We start from the raw sequence: 17,810 nt of genomic DNA, 5'->3' as shown, positions 1-17,810 counted from the left end.
GAGCCGAGCGTGCCGCCCATCGTCGTCTGGTTCCGCGACGACCTTCGCCTGTCCGACCATCCTGCCCTGCACGCCGCTGCTCAGACCGGTGCGCCGGTGGTCTGCCTTTACGTGCTCGACGATGGCCTCTCCCGGCCGCCCGGCGCCGCGACGCGCTGGTGGCTGGCACAGTCGCTGCGGGCGCTCGGTGCCGCAATCGCGGCGCGCGGCGGATCGCTCGTCCTGCGCAAGGGAGCGGCGGCCAGGATCATTCCGGAGGTGGCACGCGACAGTGGTGCCCGCGCTGTCTATTGGAATGGAATTGCGCAGGCGCCGCATCTGGCCGTCGAGAGCGGGCTCGCGGCGGCGCTGGCACGGCTCGGTGTCGATTCGCAAAGCTTCCCCGGCGATCTCCTCGCCCCGCCCTCGGCCATCCGCACCAAGGAGGGCCGCGGCTTACGCGTGTTCACGCCGTTCTGGCGGCGCGTGCTGTCGCTTGGCGATCCGGCAAAGCCGCTGCCTGCTCCGAAACAGCTGCGCCCCGCGCCGAAGATCGCCGGCGATGTGCTGGAGAGCTGGGGACTTGAACCGGGCAAGCCGGATTGGGCGGGCGGCCTGCGCGAAACATGGACCCCGGGCGAGGCCTCGGCCCGGGCGCGCCTGCTCGACTTCCTCAAGCACACCGCGCGCGCCTATGTCGACGACCGCGACCGTCCGGACCGGGACGGGACCTCACGGCTCTCGCCGCATTTGAGGTTCGGCGAACTCAGCCCGCGCCAGATCTGGCATGCGGCGCGGTTCGCGGCGGACCAAGATCCGGCACTCCGGCCCGGCATCGAAAAATTCCTGAGCGAGCTCGGCTGGCGCGAGTTCTGCCGCCACCTGCTCCACGATCACCCCGACCTCGCCATCGAAAACCTGCAGGCGAATTTCGACGGCTTTCCCTGGAAGCGGGACATCAAGGCGCTCGCCGCCTGGCAACGCGGCCGCACCGGCTATCCGATCGTCGATGCCGGCCTGCGCCAGCTCTGGCACACCGGCGTGATGCACAACCGGGTGCGGATGGTGGTGGCCTCCTTCCTGGTCAAGCACCTCTTGATCGACTGGCGCGAGGGCGAAGCCTGGTTCTGGGACACGCTGGTCGATGCGGACGCCGGCAGCAATCCCGCCAATTGGCAATGGGTCGCCGGCTGCGGTGCCGACGCCGCGCCGTATTTCCGCGTGTTCAATCCGCAGCTGCAGGGCGAGAAGTTCGATCCGGATGGAACCTATGTCCGGCGCTGGGTGCCGGAGCTGAAACAGATGCCGGCCAAGCTGATCCACCGGCCCTGGCAGGCAACGCCGATCGAGCTCATGGGCGCAGGCATCACGCTCGGCAAGACCTATCCGCACCCGATCGTCGATCATGCCAGTGGACGCGAACGTGCCCTCGCAGCGTACGCGAAGATCCGCAAAGGTTGAGCGCTGCTTTGACACAATTATGAAACGCGCTATCGTCGTCGCGCCATACAAACCGTGGGGGACACGATATGGACGACGACAAGCCGATCACCGAACAGGCGATGGAGACGATCACCAATGCCGTGGAGGCGACCAAGGACGCGGCAGTCACCGCCGTCAAGAAGGTCAGGAAAGCCGCCAAAAAGGTCGCGAAGAAAGTAGCGCCGAAGAAGGCTTCCAAGAAGAAGGCCGCGAAGAAGAGTTCGAAGAAGGCCGCCAAGAAGGCCACCAAGAAATCCTCGAAGAAAGCGGCCAAGAAAACCGTGAAGAAGACCGCCAAGAAAGCTGCAAAGACGAAGAAGAAGGCCAAGAAGGCGAAACGCTGATCGAGGCGCTCAGCGGCGTCGCCGGATGCGAGCGCGTCCGGAGACCCGTCCTCGCCACGCTAAAGCGCGATGCGATTAGGATGAATCGTCATCGCGCTTTAGGTCGTTGTTTAAGCATGATCTTTTCGGAAAACCGCTGCGCACTCTTCGGATCACGCTTTAGAAGCGGCGGTTGACCACGAACACCGCAGCGGCGCACATCGCCATGCCGGCGATCGCCAGCGCATCGAGCTTCTCGCCGAACAGCAGGTAGGCCATCAGCGCAGTCACGGCGGGCACCAGATAGAACAGGCTCGCGACCGAGGTCGCCGCGGCGTGGCGGATCAGCCAGTAGAGCAGCCCGATCGATCCGATCGAGAGCGCGACAGCGAGCCAGGCGAGCGCGAGCACGAACTCCCTCGTCCAGTGCACCACACGGTCCTCGAACAGGAAGGCGCCGATCGCGAAGAAAATGGTGACCGCGACATACTGCACGAGATTGCCCGCGCGCCAGTCGATCTGGTTGCAATAGCGGCGCTGATAGAGCGTGCCGAGCGTGATGCTGATCAGCGAAACCACCGAGGCGAGCCAGCCCAGCCCGGCGTCGCCGGTCATGGGACGGTTGTGCAGGATCATCACCACGCCGCCGAGGCCGAGCACGAGCCCGGCCCATTGCACCGGCGTCACCTTCTCGCCGAGCCAGCGGTTGGCGATGGTCGAGGTCAGGATCGGCTGAAGGCCCGGGATCAGCGCGGAGAGACCGGCGGAATCGAGTGCGCGATCGCAATCGCGGTGCCGCCAAGATAAAAGCCATGGACGAGAATGCCCGCGACCGCGCTGTGCGCGATGCCGGTGCTGTCAGGCCATTTCGGCCGCGCAAGGCCGGCGATGATCGCCATCAGGCCGACCACGATCGCCATGCGGATGGCAAGATAGGTCAAGGGATCGGCGTTGTTCACGACGTATTTGGTGCCGATGAATCCGGTGCTCCAGAGCAGGACGAACAGGATCGGCGCGGCGCGGGCGGTCAGGGCTTCTTGATTATGGTTCATTGCCGCCCTCATTGCCCCAGCGGGGGCTATGCGGCAATGCGAATTTCGTCCGGACGATGCTGCATTGCGACGGACGATGGCGACTCAGCGCAGCCGCTCACCACTCTTCCGGACAGGGATCGACGATCTTCCAGAGCTCGACGCCGTTCTTGATCTTCTTCATGTCCGTCGTGAGCCCGCCATTGCGACGAATCCAGTCCTTCACCGTATTGGGATAGTAGGACATCAGGTCGGAGGTCCCCTCGGAGCTGGTGACCTTGATGCCGAAGGTGAAGGCCTTGTCGTAATAGGCCTGGTGGAAACCAAGGCTTGCGCGCGGCGTCACGCAGATCTTGTTCATCGGCACGATGCCGAGCACCAGCGTGCAGGCCGAATTGCAGATGCCGTCGATGATGACGCGCTCGCCCTTCTCGCGGACCCGCTTGTACTTGGCCTTGTATTCCTCGACATAGCCGCCGTGGTCGCGGGTGATATGCAGCTCGGCCCGCGCCGGCGTGGCGGCGGCGAGACAGAGCAACAGCAGGCTCAGGAGCGTGATGCGCATGGCGAGGTGACGGCGATGGCCTTCAGGAATGCACCGGCCTCGAAGGACCCCAAAAGGCCGGCGACAGGATTCTTAACCGAATAGTCTTTGGTCATACTTGTGTGGGGAATTCGTTAAGCATCCCGAGAAGGCCAAAAATGGGCAGGCCTCGCCGCCATTTCGGCAATTCTGTCACACCCACCCGGGAATCCGCGGGTTTATCCGGGATTTCCAGGCGCCGGGCGGGTGCCCCGGCGGTCCGAAATGGCTATAGATGGCTGACCTATTCGCGCGGGTCCCGGAGAATCAGATGAGCAAGTTGACGCATGTCGCCGCGGTTGCGGCCCTGTCGGCCGCAATCCTAGCCCCTGGCCTGGCGGAGGCGGGGGGCCGTCACCGGCACCACCGCGCCTATGCCAATCCGCTGCCCTACCCGATCAGCTATCTGCACAATTACGGGCCCGGCATCACGCCCGGCACCTTCGCCTATTACGACGGCCCGTCGACCAACCACTGCTACCAGAGCGCGGCCGCCTATGTCGGCCAGGACCGCCGCCGGCACCCCTGCTACTGAGAAGGCCGGCGCGGCCTGTTTCCGGGCGCGCCTATTTGGGCGTGCCCGACAGCAGCAATTGCTTCTCGATCTCGTAGACCGGCAGCTTGACGAGATCCTTGCCGACCTCGCCCTGAAGCGCCTTGCGCACAAGGTCCGAATAGTCGGCGCGGATCATGCCAAGCGCACGTGGTGAGGCCACCATGGTCAGGGCCGTCGTCTCGCCGGAGCTGACGGCGGCATCGAGCCGGCCGGCCAGGCTTCGCAGGAAGGCGCGCTCGGCCTCGTCGTGCCAATCGGTCTGCTCGACCGAGCTGCGGGCGCCGCCCGTAGCGGCATGCAATCGTCCGGGCGCATCGCTGCCTTGCGCGCTGGTCGACGGGTTCGGCTGCTCGTGCACCTCCTTGGTGTGAAGGTTGGGAAACATCTCGTCGCCGAGGTTCTCCAGAATCAGCGCCTTGCGCCCGTCGCACACCACCAGCCAGTCGCCCTTGTCGATTCTCATTTTATCCATTGCAGCTCTCCTTGAAACTTGCCGACGCCGTATCCGGCATCAGAGATGTTCTTCGAATTCCTCGAAAGACTTGCCGAACTGCGCCATCGCCTCCTCCAAATAGTCGGCGAGCATCGGCGTGCCGATCAGGTAGGAAGCCGTGCGCTCGTTGTGCGCCTGCGCGGCCTGGGCATGCAATTCGCGCCAATTGGAGAGATCGCCGTCGCCGCGACCAAGCCAGGTCAGCGCCACCAGATCGATCTGCTCGTCGATATTGAGATCGCGGATAAAGCCTGCGAGCTCCGCACGGTCTGTGGTCCCGCCGCGCCCATTGCGGCCGTAGCTCATGTCATCGTCGCCCGAGTCCAGGATGACGCCACCTCCGGCCGCCTCGCTGTCGGACCGGCGCGATTTCGAGATGACGAAGAAGACTTTCTCCGGCGAGATCGACAGATTTGGAATGACTCGCATCCACTTCACCTTGCCCGGCAGCGAGCCCCATGCTGCTGCCACGGAGCAACATTATGAGCCGAGGCAGACTTGCGAATTGCGCAGGATCAAGGTCGGCACGGCATTGGCCATGCGGCCAAGCCAGCCCGGCTGGGCGGATTTGCGGAAGATCCGTTCATCAGCATTACATTTCGGCTCCGCCACAATTTGATCCGAACACCTTCGATAATCCTGTCTTGCGTAAGCGGAGGAAGACATCATGACTCGCAAGATTGGCCTCATCGCCGCAGGCCTGTTCGGTGCCATGTTCGGGGCTCTGGCGGCATTGCCGACGGCGTCCGCCATGCCTATCGCGCCCGCGCCTGCAACACCTGATGTTGCCGGCGTCGAGCAGGTGCGCATGGTCTGCGACGTCTGGGGGCGCTGCTGGTGGCGCCCGAACTACTATGGCTATTACGGGCCCCGGCCGTATTACCGCCCTCGATATTATGGACCGCAGCGCTATTACGGGCCACGCTATTACGGCCCGCGCTATTACGGCTATCGCGGCTGGTAACATGTGAAGGGGCCCTCCGGGGCCCCTCGCTTTTCCGAGATTTTGCGCCGCTGTCGCCGGCCCGGGGCGGTTGCGAGTCGATCCAGATCAAAGATGAAACTGCCCACACGGTCATTCTATGGTGATGGCCGAGTTCATCGTCTTTCGATGCCCGAGACGGGCATGAACGTGCAGATGCCTCTGGAGGAGCAGGAGAGAACAGAGGGGCGAAGCTTTGCATCCTTTGCCTGCCCCGTCGGCCCGCGGCTGCACGTCGTCGACCTCGCTAGGCCGATGGGCCAGGAGCGTGGACCATGACATTGATCCGATGGGCATTATGACATGATGTCCGCAATACTACGGCCTGAAATTCGATTTACTGGAACGCGATGTTTCGCCATTGATGGCGATGCATCGACGGTCATTTGATTGTCACATTTCAGCGGCGGCCAGACCCATGTTGTTCGACGCTCTCACTCCGTCCTCCGCGCTTCAGCTGATCGGCTTTGCCGACGTCGACGCGTTTCGACCGATCGAGTCGATGGAGGATGCCAGAAGCATTCCGCTCGACATCCCGAGCTTCGCCGCGGTCCGTGCCGCCGTCTCCCTTCCGGCGTGCCGCATCATCATGATGAGATCGTTCGCGCGCATCCTGGACACGGCCTATCGGATGCCGGGCGGGATGGTGATCCTGTCGATGACCGACGATCTTCAGGCCAACTTCAAGGGCCTGGATCTCGATGCGCGCTTCTTCATTGCGCTCCGCGGCAGCGATGAATGCCATTTCGTCGAGCCGCAGACCAATCATCATGCCATAATCATCTTCTCCCCCGAGCTGAAAGACCGGGGCTGGTTCGATCGCGCCGACGATCTGCGGGCCCGTGTCGCGAACCGGCCCGCCCTGCTCCACACGCGGCAGCTCCTGCTCGACATCCTGCGGACCGCCTCAGTGCAGCCGCTCCTGTTCGAGACCACCGAGGTTGCGCTCCATCTCCAGGAGGGCCTGCTGCTCGCGCTCGACGATTTGTTTCGGATCGATTCGATGTCGGACCTGAGCGCCTCGGTCCAGGCCGTACGGGCGATCAAGCTCGTGCAGCGGATCGACGAGTACCTCGCGGCCCGTCCGACCGCGCCGATCTATACCGCCGATCTCGCCGGCGAGTTCGGCGTCTCGATCCGGACGCTCGGCGGGGCGGTGAGCAGGGTGCGGGGCATGAGCCTGCACCAGTACATCCGCCTCAAGAGGCTGTGGGCGACCCGCACCCGCCTCCTCAGGGGCGGCGCCACGGTCGCCACGTGCGCGCGCGCCCAGGGCTTTCATCATCTGGGTGAATTTGCCGCGGCCTACCGCGCGATCTTCCACGAGATGCCCTCCGACACCCTGGCGCGTGGACGGCAAAGCCGCGTCCGTGGGGCGGACTGATCCAGCCAGCTATTGCGACGGCCCGGCTTTGGCGCCGGTTCGGAACATATCTGGAACGGGCTGGACAAAGATTAACTGGCGCGCTCGGAAGGATTCGAACCTCCGACCCTCGGAATCGAAATCCGATGCTCTATCCAGCTGAGCTACGAGCGCCTGGGCCCGATCGGGCCAGAACCGGAAAACACCGCACCGCGGCTGGCGAGCCAGCGCTCCGATGGGCGTTCGGATGGATTGGAATTAGCAGAGAGGCTGTCCAATAAAAAGCCCTCCCCGCCTCGTTTCGAAGCGGGGCGTAGCGTTCTTACCAGGTGTTGCCGAAGAAGCCGAATTGCGGGCGCTGCGCGATCATCATCGGCCGGTCTTGCTGTTGCGGTGCCGAATACGCCCTGGCGGTCTTGCGCTTCGGCGGCTGCGCCTGAGGCGCCTGAGCAGGCTGGGCGTTCGCCTGAACCTGCGGCTTGGCGTCCACCTTGTTCGCGGCGGCGGCGCCCGTCTTCGGTCCTCCCGGCGTGAACTGGGCGAACGTCTCGCGGACCCGCGCCTTGGCCGACATCTCGGCGAGCGCGGCCGACGTGCCGTCCTGCACCGGCGGCTGAGGCGCAACGACAGCGGCGGTTTTCACCGCAGGCGGCACGATCGTGGGCTGGGTGGTGTCGAGCACGACACGCTCGGGCAGATGGCGGTCGGAGCGAATCCGGATCAGCGGCTGATCGTTGCTTACGGTGGTGGCGACGGCCTGCGCGACCGGCTGCGATGGCAGAACGAAGTCCGTTGCGAGCAGCAGTGCGAGCAAAGCTCCACCGACGAAGACGAAATATCGAAAGACAGGCATTGGCCGCGCTCCGCCCCCCGCATCCCCGCGTGGGCTCTCCGCCTCAACAGGCGATCTCTCAATTGGTTCCTGGCCCCAGCCGTTCGGTTCAAATGGCGATGCGAGGTTTTTTGGCCAAGGGGTCGCGGAGTGCCGCGAAGGGTAACTTTTCCGCTACCGGAACATGCGGCCCTTATGCGCGGCGTGCCGCAACCAACGAACATTTCGCCTGATCGGCGTTCACGTTGACGAAGCCGACGGGTATCCGCGCGAAGGTCTTGCGGCTCTTCATGCCGACCGGGTCGGCGAGCACGCGACTGCGATCGGTGAGATGGCTGCCATCACGCCGCGCAAAGGCGCAGACGATCTCGACATCCTTTACGGCATAGTCATTGTCGTTTCGCACTGTGAACGTCACCAGGGCTTTCGAGCCGAGGCCGCCGCGACGCCAAGTCTGCGAGGAAATCCTGAGACGACCAACGTCCGCCAGGGCGGGGACCTGAGCTTCGGAAGCCAGCGATGCCGACGCGGCCGGATCGCCCGAAGGAGCCGTCTCGGCGGCTGCCACCTCCGACTTGACCTGCTCAGCGCTATTGCCTTTGGACGGGGGCAGCAGCATCCAGACGCCGCAGCCGACGATGATGGCGGCCAGCATCCACAGCAGGCTGCGGCCGAATGAGACGCTCGCGATCGTGACGGCCCGCGCCAGTCGCTCGCCGGTCCCGGCAAAGCGCCCCAATCCGATCCGGTCGAGCCTGGCGTTCATTTGCTTCACCGATCGCAGCCGAAGCCGTCGGACGACGGAATGGGCCACTGGTTAGCTTAATCCGGAAGACGACCTAAGGTTCCCGCGCAGCTGCGAATCCGGCAAGGACGGTGGCGATCGCCGACCACGGCCGCTAACATGCGCTGCAACATCGCGAAACAGCATCGGGAGACATCGAAATGCCAGTCGTCACTTGGGATCACGTCCACCTGCGCAGCCCCGATCCGGAGGCGACCGCAGCCTGGTTGCGGGACATCCTCGGTGGCGAGATCGTCCACGCGCCGGGACGGATCGACGTGAACCTTGGCGGCGCCAGGATCTTCATCGCGCCGCTCGAGGGCGACGGCGCGGTCAACCCGCCGCCTCCGCACCCGCATCAGGGCCTCGACCATTTCGGTCTGACGGTGAAGGACATCGATGCCGTCGCGGCCGAGATCAAGGCCAAGGGCGTCACCTTCACCCGCGAGCCGACCACGATCCGGCCGGGGGTGCGCATCTGCTTCATCCGCGGCCCCGAAGGCATCTCCATCGAGCTGCTCGAGCGGGACACAAAATATACCTGACACCGCGCGTGCCGCGTCACTCACCGGGCAACGTGCCGCCGGGGCGGCTAAAAGCATGATCGGGAAAGTGCGCAGCGGTTGTCCGTAAACACCATGCTCAAACGATGGGCTAAAGCGCGATGACGATCCTTCCTCATCGCATCGCGCTTCAGGTCATGCTGCCCGGCATGAAGCAGCGGACGGTGACGCCCATGTAGCCGTAGATCGGCCACACCATGGTGCGCCCCACCCGGTTCGGCTCGGAGATCACCGCGTCCTCGGGGACATCGACCCAGACCAGCTCCTGCGGCTGTCCTTCCAGCCCGGAGCCGTAGCGCGGGAGACGGACGCGATAGTGCCCGTCCTTGCTGTCCCAGTCGCTGTCCGAGAGCGCCGAACCGTCGGCATCGGAGCAGCATGGCCCCTTGCCGCTGCGCAGGCCGTCGAACCAGGCTTTCAAGTCCGCATTGGTGTTGGCGAACTGGCCGCGGTCGCGTGCCTGGCCGATGGGGGCTGCGAGCGCAACCAGGATCAAGGCCCCTGCCAGTCTCGTCAGGCCTCGCCAGCGTGTTGCGCTGCCGGAGCGCCGGCATTTCGTTTTGCAGTTCGTCGGACGCGCACAGCACAGACACGGCTCATCGCCGCCGGAATCGATCCAGTTGCTCATCGTCTTGCTCCAGCACCCCGCGGCCAGTGCAGCAAATTGTTGTGCATTTTGCGGGCCAACTCTGATTCGCAACGACCGGCCTCGCCCCATCATCAGGCCGTCATGAGGCGTCACGCACAAGTCGGGACAACTACGGCTCACGGCGATGCGGCCGGCCGGCAAACTGCCGCGTTGCGCGGGGCGAGACGCTTTGGCATAAATGCCGGACCGGTTGCGCCATTGGGCGATGGCGGCCGGCCCGTGGGACGTTATGAAAAACGGGCTTTATTCGATTCACGTGACCCTGCTCGATGGTCGAGCCGGCAAGGGTAGCGGCGTGATCCTTTTTCGCGACGGCAAGATTCTTGGCGGCGATGCCTACCTCTATTACACCGGCAGCTACGTGGTGAAGGACGACACCACCTTCAAAGGCGAGGTGCTGGTGCAGCGGCACACCTCGCCGCGGGGCGACGACAATCCGCTGTTCGGCGGCCCTGCCCCGGTCGGCATCGGTGTCAGCGGCACCTACACCGACACGCGCGCGGAGATGACGGGCACGGCGCTGGTCGGCAAGGCCAGCCTGATCTTCGGCGCCACCCTGCACAAGCTCGCTGACGCAGATTAGCTATTCGGCCGCCTGCTCCAGCGGCGCCACCCGCGGCAGGATCATCTGGATGCGCGTGCCGCCGCCCGGCTCGGAATCGAGATCGAGCCGCCCGCCGAGCCGGTTGGTGACGATGCTGTAGACGATGTGCAATCCGAGGCCGGTGCCGCCCTGGTCGCGCCGCGTCGTGAAGAACGGATCGAAGGCGCGGCGGCGCACGTCGAGCGACATGCCGCAGCCGTTGTCGGAGAAGATGATCTCGACGTTGTCCTTGCCGGATTCCCGCACCTGGATGTCGATCGTTCCCGGCCGGCCGTCCGGGAAGGCGTGCGCCACCGAGTTGAGGAACAGATTGGTCAGCACCTGGCCATAGGGGCCCGGATAGCTGTTCATGGCGAGATCGGGCTGGCACTCGACATTGAGCGTCAGATTGTGCTTGCGCAGACCCGGTCGCAGGCTCATCACCACCTGCTCGGTGAGGTCGCCGAGATCGAACGTGCGCTGGTCCGAATAGTTGCGGTCGGCGGCGACCTGCTTGAACGACTGGATCAGCTCGGCGGCGCGGTTGAGATTGGAGACGAGCTGCGAGGACGCGTCGCGGCTGGTGCTGAGGAAATCGTTGAGCGTGGAGCGGCGGAGCTCGCCGCGCTCGACCTCGGCGGTGAACATCGCGGTCTTGCGCTCCAGCGCGGAGGCGACGGTGAGGCTGATGCCGACGGGATTGTTGACCTCGTGGGCGACGCCGGCAACGAGGCGCCCGAGCGCGGCGAGCTTCTCGGCCTCGATCAGCGAGGCCTGCGTCTCGCGCAGATTGCGCAGCGCCGTCTCGGCGGCTTCCTTGGCCTTGCGCATCTCCTGCTCGCCGCGCTTGCGCTCGCCGATGTCGAGCGCGACGGTCACGATGCGCTCGATCTCGCCCTCGGCGTCGAGCAGCGGCAGCTTGTTGACGAGCCATTGCCGCATGTTGCCGGAGACGTCCTTGTACTCCTCCTCGTAGAAGCCGAGCCCCTTTCGCAGCGCCAGCACGCGCTTGTCGTTCTCGTCGGTCTTGGCCGCGCCATAGCGCGACATCAGGTCCGCCGTGGTGCGGCCGAGCGCGTCGCCGGGCTCGATGCCGAAGATGCCAGCCATGTAGCGGTTCATCAGCACGTAGCGCAGGTCGCGGTCCTTGACATTGATCACCGCCGGAACGGTGTCGATGACCTGCTGGAGCAGGCGACGGCCTTCGGCGATGGCGTCTTCCGCCCGCTTCTGGTCGGTGATGTCGCGCAGCGTGCCCTCGTAGCGGACGATGTTGCCCGCCTCGTCCCGCACGCCGGTGGCGCTGTCGGAAAGCCACAGGATGTCGCCGCTGCGCTGGCGCACCTGGTACTCGAATTCGCGCACCATGCCGTCACGCGCCATCAACCGCTGGTATTCGGCGCGCGCCTCGGGATGGACGTAGATCGTGTGGGCGATGTCGTTGATGCTGGCGATGAGATGCTGCGGGCTGTCGTAGCCCATCATCCGCGCCAGCGCCGGATTGGCGTTGAGGAGCTCGCCGGCCGGCGTCGTCACATAGATGCCGTCGATCGAGCCCTCGAACAGCTTCCGGTAGCTCTCTTCGGCGAGGCGCTGCTCGGTGAGCGCGTGCACCGCCGCCTCGCGTGCCGTGTCGGCCTCCTCCAGCGCGCGGCGGAAGACTTCGGCGGCCCGCGCGATGTCGCCGATCTCGTTGTCGAGGTCGGCCGACGGGATCGAGGTGTCTTTCCGGCCCGCCGCAAGCGCGCGGATGGAGCGTGCGATCTGAGCGAGCGGGCGGACCGTCCGCCGCACCACGAAGCCGGCTGCGAGAATGCCGATCAGAACGCCGATGCTGCCGAGCACGATGCTCTGCCATCGCGCCTCCGTCAGCGTGCGGGCAAAGTCGCGCGATAGCACATGGCCGCGCCGGTCGCTGACTTCGCGCAGCAATTCGGTGACGCGACCGATCAGCCGCCCCTCGGTTCCCAGCACCTCGCGGTCGATATCGGCGATCTGCCGCTCGCGGACGGCCACCGCCATGATGGCTTCGGCATAGTCGTTCACCGCTTCCTTCAGCTTGGCGTCGCCAATGTTCAGTGCCCGCATGTTCTGGGCGGCCTGCTCGGCGGCGGACGGGTTGCGCGCAAGCAGCCCGAGCGCGATGCGGCTCTGGGTCTCCGACAGGCGCGAGGCCAGCTCCCGGTCGGCGGTGCCGGAGACGGCCGCATCGAACTGTTCGCGCAATGGCGGCAGGCCGGCGAGCAGCTGGGCGCGGCGGTCGATCAGGGTCGAGATCCGCTCGAGGCCGGTCCGATAGGTCGCGAGGCGCTCGGTGACCCCGTCGATCATGTCCTGCTGCTCGGGCGCGAGCTCGATACGGGTCTTTTTCAGGATGTCACTGAGCGTCGAGGCCGCCTCGCCGACCTGCTGGAACTGGATGCCGGCGCCGGGATCGGTGACGAAGTCGCGCGCGGCGAGCCGCAGCTCGTTCATGCGGCGGTCGATGTCCTCGGCAAGGTCGCCGACGCTCTGGAGCCGCTGCAGCTCGGCGAAGGTCGTGTCGATGTGCCGGATCGCGATCACGCTTGCGGTCGAGGTGACGATGATCACCGCCAGCACCAACAGAAAGCTGCCGAAGGTGAGCTGGCCGATGGAGAGCGAGAAGGTTCGCTTTTTCTCAGGGATCGGCGTCAATTCGGCGGACATTGGGGTGATGAGAGGACCGGGCTATCGGGAGGGCCCAATATACGACGTATTGCCGCCCGGGGGGAACATGCCTCCGGAGGCCGATTATGCTTAATATCGCGGTCCCGGAGCCCCCTTCCCGACCTATGACGGCTTGACGCTCGCCAGCCGCCGGGCCGGGATCGTCATGGCGGCGACGCCGAGCACGACAAAGGCCAGCCCGATCCAGGCGGTGCGGCTCAGGCTCTCACCGAGGACCGCGACGCTGATGGCAACGCCGATGGGTACGCGGAGATAGGCCTGCGCCGTGGTGCCGACCGAGCCCAGGGTCTGGATCAGGCGGAAATAGATCACGAATGCCGCGGCGGTCGAAAACAATGCGAGCGCGAGCAACGCCAGCACGGAGCTCAGCGACGGCGACAGCGTCCAGGGCTGCTCGACCACGAGCGAGGCCGGGATCAGGACGGCGGCCCCGGCCAGCAACGAGCCGCCAGCCGGCGCCACGGGGTCGAGCCCTGCGAAGCTGCGGCCGAAGATCGCGGCGCAGGCGTAGCAAATGGTGGCAGCGACAATGGCGGCCTCTGCGAGGAGGCCTCCGCCGACGTCGTGGAAGGCGTCGACGCCGACGATCAGCAGGATGCCGACCATCCCCGCCACCACGCCGAACAGTTTCCGCGGGCTCGTCGCCTCGTGGCGGGTGACAACGGCCGTGAGCAGGAAGGTGAAGATCGGGCCGGCGGAGTTGAGGATGGTGGCGAGGGCGGCATCGACATGCCGCTCGCCCCAGGCGATCAGCGTCCAGGGGATGACGCTGTTGAGCACAGCCTGGAAGGCGAAGCGCCGCCAGGTCGCGGCGTCGCTGGGCATCTTGATGCCTCGCGCCGCCATGACGCCGAGCAGCAGGAGGCCGGCGATCGCGGTTCGCGCGGCGATCAACGTGATCGGCGGAATGGTGGCAACGCCCAGCTTGATGAACGTGTAGGAGCCGCCCCAGAGCGTTGCGAGCGCGACCAGCAGCGCCAGCTCGACGGCGATGTTGGTATCCTGCCTGATATTCATCGCCTGGCTCGTCCTTCATGATGGACGGAACCTAGCGCGACCGTGGTCCTCAATACTTCGTCCGGCGTCGAAGTGTATCAGCCGAGCGCCCCGACCTCGAACACCTCGCCGTCATAGCCGGCCTCGCGGGGAATGCGGAGCTGACGGCCGGTGTCGGTCTTGGTCATGACCGGCATCACCGTGACGATCGACAGGCTGCGAGCGTGCTCCATCGCGGCCTGCACCGTCGGCTGCTTCGCCAGCCGGATCAGATTGCGCGTGGTGGGGAACGGCAGCTTGAAGCGGCCGCTTTCGCCGCCCTCCACCGCCTCGCGCGGCGAGACCCAGATCGAATCCGTCGATTCCCGGCCGTCGTGGGCGCCGAGCTGGTCCGGCGGAGCGGCCGCCAGGAAGAACCAGGTGTCGAAACGCTTCGGCATGCCCTCCGGCGTGATCCAGTGCGCGTAAGGCACCAGCGTGTCGAGCGCGAGCTGAAGGTTATTGTCGGCGAGAATGTTCAGGAAGCTGATCCTGTGCTCGTTGAGCGGGATGCGGTGCGCGTCCGCGATCTCGCCGGCACGCCTGGCGCCGACGGGGGCGCCCGTCTCCCTGCATCGCGCCAGCAGGATGCCGCTCTCCTCAAATGTCTCGCGGATCGCGGCGATACGAAAACCGCGGTCCGCCTCGTCCAAGCCTTCCGCGCCCGAATAGAGGTCCGCACGGGCAACGATCTCCTTGTCGCCGGCGTCGACGCTGCCGCCGGGAAACACCAGCGCGCCCGAGTTGAACTCGATCTGATGATGGCGAACCATCATGAAGACCTCGATTTCCCGTGCTGCGCCGTCGCGCAGCAGGAGGATCGTCGAGGCCGGGCGCGATGCTGGTGTCTCGGCCATACGACCAACCTGCGGCGCTGGATTGCGGGCCGAGATTGGCGCGCTTGTCGAAGCGGGCGACGCGCGACAAGAGGTAATCGACCTCGGCCTTCGCCGTCGCCGTGATCGTCGCGCCGGGCTTGCGCTGCGCGCTGGAGGCGATGATGCCGCGCTTCTGCAGCACGTATTTGCGCACGGTCAGGCCGACCCCCGGCTGCTGCTCGTAGCGGATCAGCGGCAGATGCGCGTCGAACAGATCATGCGCGGCGTCGCGCTTGCCGGCCTTGGAGAGATTGACGACGTCGATCAGAAGCTCCGGGAAGGCGTAGCCGGTCATGGCGCCGTCGGCGCCGCGCTCCATCTCGAAGTCCAGGAACGTGCCGCCATTGCCGCACAGGATCGAGAGCGGCCGCAGCGAGCCGTCCTTCTGGAAGCCGCGCAGCGTCGTAATCTTCTCCAGGCCCGGCCAGTCCTCGTGCTTGAGCATCACGCAGTTCGGATTGTCCATGACGATCTTGCGGATCACGGACGGTGTGAACACCACCTGCAAGGTGAGCGGATAGTCCTGGAGCACCCAGGGCACGTCGGGGCCGATCGCCTCGGCCGCCTGCTTGAAATAACCGATGATCTGCTCGTCGGTGCGCAAGCTCGGCGGCGGCGCGATCATCACGCCGGCGGCGCCTGCGTCCATCGAGGCCTTGGCCAGCGAGCGCATGGTGGCAAAGCCCGGCGCGGAGACGCCGACGATCACCTGCATCTTCTTCGCGCGCTTGACGTAGCGCACCGCCACCTGCTCGGCCTCGGTGGCATCGAGCTTGGGGGCCTCGCCGAGGATGCCCAGCACCGTGACGCCGTCGCAGCCGACCTCCTCGTAGAAATCGGTCAGGCGGTCGATCGAGCGCTCGTCGATGCGGCCGTCGTCATGGAACGGCGTCGGCGCGATTGCGAAAGTGCCCTTGGCATCGGCGGTGAGTTTCATCAGTCCTTGCATCCTCTTGTTCGTCACTCCGGGGCGGCTCGCAGAGCCGAACCCGGAAGCTCGAGGTCCCGGGTTCACGCTTCGCGTGCCCCGGGACGACAAATCAGCCTAAAACCGCCGCGCGCCCATCTTGATCTGCTCCTCGGAGAAGAAGATCTCCTTGGCGTGATCGACGATGTCCTGGGCGTTCCAGCCCGAATGCGGCGGTTTCCAGCCTTCCATCTCCATCATCCGCATCTCGCGCACGCCGCGGGGCCCGGACACGCCCAGCACCTTGCCGGTCTGATCGCCCGACAGGTCGCTGACCATGTATAGCACGGCCGGCGCGATGCCGTCCGGCCCCAGCGCCGCCCCCGGGTTCTCCTTATAGCGGGGCAGGTCTGCGGTCATGCGGGTCAGGGCGCCCGGCGCCAGGGTCCAGATCCGGATGTTGTACTTGCGGCCCTCGATCGCCAGCACGTTGGACAGGCCCCAGATGCCGCCCTTGGCCGCGCCGTAATTGGTCTGGCCGAAATTGCCGATCAGGCCCGAGGTCGAGGAGGTGTTGACGATGACGCCGCCGCCGTTTTCCCGCATCCAGCGAAACACCGGCAGGGTGCAACAAAAGGTGCCCTTGAGATGGACCTTGATGACCTTGTCCCAGTCGGATTCGGACGCCTTGTGAAAGGTCTGGTCGCGCAGGATGCCGGCATTGTTGACCAGGATGTCGGCGCGGCCGAAATGCTTGATGGCGTCGTCGAACACGGACTGGCCGCCCTCCATGGTGGAGATGTCGGCGCCGTTGGCGACCGCCTTGCCGCCCTCGGCCTTGATCGCGTCCACGACCTGCTGGGCCATGGACTTGTCGGCGCCGGAACCGTCACGGGGCCCGCCGAGATCGTTGACGACCACCGAGGCCCCCTCCCGCGCGAACAGTCTTGCGTAGGCCTCGCCGAGCCCCCGCCCGCGCCGGTGATCAGCGCAACCTTGCCGTCGAGCAGTCCCATGGTGGCTTCTCCCTGTTTTTATCGTCATTCCGGGGCAGCGCGCAGCGCTGAACCCGGAATCCAGAGGTTGTAGCGCGAGATTCCTGGGTTCGCGCTTCGCGCGCCCCGGAATGACGGCTAACCCAGCACCGTCTTGCCGTTCTTGATCACCGTCACCCCGCGCGACTTCACCTTGGCTTCGAACGAGATCGTGTTGCCGTCCTTCCAGAGATCCATGGTCACGGTCTCGCCGGGATAGACCGGCGAGGAGAACCGCGCGACGTGCTGGCGGAAGGCGGAGGCGTCGTAGTCGGCATAGGTCTGCAGCACGCCGCGGCAGGTGATGCCGTAGGTGCACATACCGTGCAGGATCGGACGCGGGAAGCCGGCCTTCTTGGCGAATTCCGGATCGGAGTGCAGCGGGTTACGGTCGCCGCAAAGACGATAGACCAGCGCCTGGTCCGGACGCGTCGTGATGTCGATGGTCCTGTCGGGGCTGCGCGAGGGGATCTTGTGCGGATCGGGCTGGGTCAGGCTCGGCCCGCCAAATCCGCCGTCGCCGCGGGCGAAGCGCGAGGCGACGAGCGTTGCGAGCTTCTCGCCCTTCTCGTTCTTCAGCACGGTCTGGTGCACGATGACGACGCCCTTGTCCTTGCCCTTGTCGTAGACCTCGAGCACGGAGGAATCGGCGGTGATGTTCGCGGCGACCGGCAGCGGCTGGTGGAAGGTGATGTCGCGCTCGCCGTCCACCACCATGACGCGGTTGAGGTTCATCTCGCCCGGCCCCGAGCCCCAGGCCGCAACGGAGGCGAAGGTCGGCACCACCTTGAGCGGTCGCGGCGTGTACGTGCCCTCGTTGACGAAGGCGAGCTCGTTCTCGTCCATGGGATCGGCGCCGAGGCCGATGCCGTAGGCGTAGAGCATCACCTCGCGGTCGGTGTAGGCGTATTTCTGGCCGAGGTTTTTGAGGGATTTGAGCTCGTCGTATCTGGCGGACATTTTTTGTTTCCTCTCCGGATTCTTGTGCGCCGCTGCCAGTCGAAGTGCCCTCTCCCCTTGTGGGAGAGGGCTGCGAGAGCCGTG

At 65.5% G+C, this 17,810-nt stretch carries 18 protein-coding genes, 1 tRNA gene and 3 pseudogenes; 8 read left to right on the top strand and 14 right to left on the bottom strand.

Annotated elements, in window-relative coordinates; genetic code table 11:
- Positions 1-48: 48 nt before the first annotated feature.
- Entirely contained in the window at positions 49-1,440 is a 1,392-nt protein-coding gene (locus ACETMP_RS03790) for a cryptochrome/photolyase family protein (RefSeq protein WP_375161833.1), read from the top strand.
- 68 nt (positions 1,441-1,508) lie between these two features.
- Entirely contained in the window at positions 1,509-1,805 is a 297-nt protein-coding gene (locus ACETMP_RS03785; protein ID WP_375159937.1) for a histone, read from the top strand.
- A gap of 159 nt (positions 1,806-1,964) precedes the next feature.
- On the opposite strand, the pseudogene ACETMP_RS03780 reads toward ACETMP_RS03785, so the two are convergent.
- Positions 1,965-2,836 (bottom strand): annotated as a pseudogene (locus ACETMP_RS03780) (DMT family transporter).
- A 97-nt stretch (positions 2,837-2,933) separates the two neighbouring features.
- Positions 2,934-3,380, bottom strand: a complete 447-nt coding sequence (locus ACETMP_RS03775) for a hypothetical protein (protein WP_028136960.1) — start codon at positions 3,378-3,380, stop codon at positions 2,934-2,936.
- 289 nt (positions 3,381-3,669) lie between these two features.
- Between ACETMP_RS03775 and ACETMP_RS03770 the strand changes: the two genes are divergently transcribed.
- On the top strand, positions 3,670-3,933 hold the full coding sequence (locus ACETMP_RS03770) for a hypothetical protein (RefSeq protein ID WP_375159936.1): 264 nt from the start codon (positions 3,670-3,672) through the stop codon (positions 3,931-3,933).
- Positions 3,934-3,964: 31 nt separating this feature from the next.
- Here ACETMP_RS03770 and ACETMP_RS03765 read toward each other — a convergent pair whose 3' ends face one another.
- Together ACETMP_RS03765 and ACETMP_RS03760 are read right to left on the bottom strand one after the other, a co-directional pair.
- Complete coding sequence (locus ACETMP_RS03765) at positions 3,965-4,426, bottom strand: host attachment protein (protein ID WP_375159935.1); 462 nt, start codon at positions 4,424-4,426, stop codon at positions 3,965-3,967.
- Between the two features lie 39 nt (positions 4,427-4,465).
- The gene (locus ACETMP_RS03760) at positions 4,466-4,753 is read right to left on the bottom strand and encodes a DUF3775 domain-containing protein (protein WP_375159934.1); all 288 of its coding nucleotides are present in this window, start codon (positions 4,751-4,753) and stop codon (positions 4,466-4,468) included.
- Between the two features lie 22 nt (positions 4,754-4,775).
- On the opposite strand from ACETMP_RS03760, the gene ACETMP_RS03755 reads away from it, so the two are divergent.
- The 3 genes from ACETMP_RS03755 to ACETMP_RS03745 all read left to right on the top strand — a co-directional run bounded on the left by ACETMP_RS03755 (position 4,776) and on the right by ACETMP_RS03745 (position 6,813).
- A complete protein-coding gene (locus ACETMP_RS03755; RefSeq protein ID WP_375159933.1) occupies positions 4,776-5,066 on the top strand; it encodes a hypothetical protein in 291 nt (96 codons plus the stop codon).
- Between the two features lie 48 nt (positions 5,067-5,114).
- The gene (locus ACETMP_RS03750) at positions 5,115-5,411 is read left to right on the top strand and encodes a hypothetical protein (protein ID WP_375159932.1); all 297 of its coding nucleotides are present in this window, start codon (positions 5,115-5,117) and stop codon (positions 5,409-5,411) included.
- A gap of 436 nt (positions 5,412-5,847) precedes the next feature.
- The gene (locus ACETMP_RS03745; protein ID WP_375159931.1) at positions 5,848-6,813 is read left to right on the top strand and encodes a helix-turn-helix domain-containing protein; all 966 of its coding nucleotides are present in this window, start codon (positions 5,848-5,850) and stop codon (positions 6,811-6,813) included.
- Between the two features lie 76 nt (positions 6,814-6,889).
- On the opposite strand, the gene ACETMP_RS03740 is transcribed toward ACETMP_RS03745, so the two are convergent.
- The 3 genes from ACETMP_RS03740 to ACETMP_RS03730 all read right to left on the bottom strand — a co-directional run bounded on the left by ACETMP_RS03740 (position 6,890) and on the right by ACETMP_RS03730 (position 8,390).
- Positions 6,890-6,966, bottom strand: a tRNA-Arg gene (locus ACETMP_RS03740).
- A gap of 148 nt (positions 6,967-7,114) precedes the next feature.
- Positions 7,115-7,645 (bottom strand): hypothetical protein, encoded by a 531-nt coding sequence (locus ACETMP_RS03735; RefSeq protein ID WP_375159930.1) that lies wholly within the window; start codon positions 7,643-7,645, stop codon positions 7,115-7,117.
- 172 nt (positions 7,646-7,817) lie between these two features.
- Complete coding sequence (locus ACETMP_RS03730) at positions 7,818-8,390, bottom strand: hypothetical protein (RefSeq protein ID WP_375159929.1); 573 nt, start codon at positions 8,388-8,390, stop codon at positions 7,818-7,820.
- Between the two features lie 179 nt (positions 8,391-8,569).
- Between ACETMP_RS03730 and ACETMP_RS03725 the strand changes: the two genes are divergently transcribed.
- Positions 8,570-8,953 carry a VOC family protein gene (locus ACETMP_RS03725; protein ID WP_028136969.1) on the top strand — a complete coding sequence of 128 codons (384 nt, stop codon included), beginning with the start codon at positions 8,570-8,572 and terminating at the stop codon, positions 8,951-8,953.
- Positions 8,954-9,101: 148 nt separating this feature from the next.
- Here the strand turns inward: ACETMP_RS03725 and ACETMP_RS03720 are convergent, their stop codons facing one another.
- Positions 9,102-9,599 (bottom strand): hypothetical protein, encoded by a 498-nt coding sequence (locus ACETMP_RS03720; RefSeq protein WP_375159928.1) that lies wholly within the window; start codon positions 9,597-9,599, stop codon positions 9,102-9,104.
- Between the two features lie 250 nt (positions 9,600-9,849).
- On the opposite strand from ACETMP_RS03720, the gene ACETMP_RS03715 reads away from it, so the two are divergent.
- A complete protein-coding gene (locus ACETMP_RS03715) occupies positions 9,850-10,203 on the top strand; it encodes a GrlR family regulatory protein (RefSeq protein ID WP_375161832.1) in 354 nt (117 codons plus the stop codon).
- Here ACETMP_RS03715 and ACETMP_RS03710 read toward each other — a convergent pair whose 3' ends face one another.
- From ACETMP_RS03710 to ACETMP_RS03685, 6 genes and pseudogenes are all read right to left on the bottom strand, one after another.
- Positions 10,204-12,891 carry a PAS domain S-box protein gene (locus tag ACETMP_RS03710; protein WP_375159927.1) on the bottom strand — a complete coding sequence of 896 codons (2,688 nt, stop codon included), beginning with the start codon at positions 12,889-12,891 and terminating at the stop codon, positions 10,204-10,206.
- Between the two features lie 123 nt (positions 12,892-13,014).
- Positions 13,015-13,929: a DMT family transporter gene (locus ACETMP_RS03705; protein ID WP_375159926.1), complete on the bottom strand. Its 915-nt coding sequence runs from the start codon at positions 13,927-13,929 to the stop codon at positions 13,015-13,017.
- Between the two features lie 77 nt (positions 13,930-14,006).
- A complete protein-coding gene (locus ACETMP_RS03700) occupies positions 14,007-14,804 on the bottom strand; it encodes an NUDIX hydrolase (RefSeq protein WP_375159925.1) in 798 nt (265 codons plus the stop codon).
- A 7-nt stretch (positions 14,805-14,811) separates the two neighbouring features.
- Positions 14,812-15,762 (bottom strand): annotated as a pseudogene (locus tag ACETMP_RS03695) (dihydrodipicolinate synthase family protein); the annotation flags it as partial.
- A 108-nt stretch (positions 15,763-15,870) separates the two neighbouring features.
- Positions 15,871-16,748: pseudogene (locus ACETMP_RS03690) on the bottom strand (SDR family oxidoreductase).
- 117 nt (positions 16,749-16,865) lie between these two features.
- The gene (locus tag ACETMP_RS03685) at positions 16,866-17,726 is read right to left on the bottom strand and encodes a MaoC/PaaZ C-terminal domain-containing protein (RefSeq protein WP_375159924.1); all 861 of its coding nucleotides are present in this window, start codon (positions 17,724-17,726) and stop codon (positions 16,866-16,868) included.
- Positions 17,727-17,810 lie beyond the last annotated feature (84 nt).

Origin of the sequence: Bradyrhizobium dasycarpum (assembly GCF_042019905.1) — a bacterium.
GTDB lineage: Bacteria > Pseudomonadota > Alphaproteobacteria > Rhizobiales > Xanthobacteraceae > Bradyrhizobium > Bradyrhizobium japonicum_B.
The sequence above is the reverse complement of the archived record's forward strand: the minus strand, read 5'-3'. Positions and strand labels throughout refer to the sequence as shown.

Bases quoted from the DNA above. Each gene is read 5' to 3' on its own strand.
- ACETMP_RS03785 (WP_375159937.1), top strand. From the start codon at position 1,509: ATGGACGACGACAAGCCGATCACCGAACAGGCGATGGAGACGATCACC.
- ACETMP_RS03775 (WP_028136960.1), bottom strand. From the start codon at position 3,380: ATGCGCATCACGCTCCTGAGCCTGCTGTTGCTCTGTCTCGCCGCCGCC.
- ACETMP_RS03770 (WP_375159936.1), top strand. From the start codon at position 3,670: ATGAGCAAGTTGACGCATGTCGCCGCGGTTGCGGCCCTGTCGGCCGCA.
- ACETMP_RS03765 (WP_375159935.1), bottom strand. From the start codon at position 4,426: ATGGATAAAATGAGAATCGACAAGGGCGACTGGCTGGTGGTGTGCGAC.
- ACETMP_RS03760 (WP_375159934.1), bottom strand. From the start codon at position 4,753: ATGAGCTACGGCCGCAATGGGCGCGGCGGGACCACAGACCGTGCGGAG.
- ACETMP_RS03755 (WP_375159933.1), top strand. From the start codon at position 4,776: ATGACGCCACCTCCGGCCGCCTCGCTGTCGGACCGGCGCGATTTCGAG.
- ACETMP_RS03750 (WP_375159932.1), top strand. From the start codon at position 5,115: ATGACTCGCAAGATTGGCCTCATCGCCGCAGGCCTGTTCGGTGCCATG.
- ACETMP_RS03745 (WP_375159931.1), top strand. From the start codon at position 5,848: ATGTTGTTCGACGCTCTCACTCCGTCCTCCGCGCTTCAGCTGATCGGC.
- ACETMP_RS03735 (WP_375159930.1), bottom strand. From the start codon at position 7,645: ATGCCTGTCTTTCGATATTTCGTCTTCGTCGGTGGAGCTTTGCTCGCA.
- ACETMP_RS03730 (WP_375159929.1), bottom strand. From the start codon at position 8,390: ATGAACGCCAGGCTCGACCGGATCGGATTGGGGCGCTTTGCCGGGACC.
- ACETMP_RS03725 (WP_028136969.1), top strand. From the start codon at position 8,570: ATGCCAGTCGTCACTTGGGATCACGTCCACCTGCGCAGCCCCGATCCG.
- ACETMP_RS03720 (WP_375159928.1), bottom strand. From the start codon at position 9,599: ATGAGCAACTGGATCGATTCCGGCGGCGATGAGCCGTGTCTGTGCTGT.
- ACETMP_RS03715 (WP_375161832.1), top strand. From the start codon at position 9,850: ATGAAAAACGGGCTTTATTCGATTCACGTGACCCTGCTCGATGGTCGA.
- ACETMP_RS03710 (WP_375159927.1), bottom strand. From the start codon at position 12,891: ATGTCCGCCGAATTGACGCCGATCCCTGAGAAAAAGCGAACCTTCTCG.
- ACETMP_RS03705 (WP_375159926.1), bottom strand. From the start codon at position 13,929: ATGAATATCAGGCAGGATACCAACATCGCCGTCGAGCTGGCGCTGCTG.
- ACETMP_RS03700 (WP_375159925.1), bottom strand. From the start codon at position 14,804: ATGGCCGAGACACCAGCATCGCGCCCGGCCTCGACGATCCTCCTGCTG.
- ACETMP_RS03685 (WP_375159924.1), bottom strand. From the start codon at position 17,726: ATGTCCGCCAGATACGACGAGCTCAAATCCCTCAAAAACCTCGGCCAG.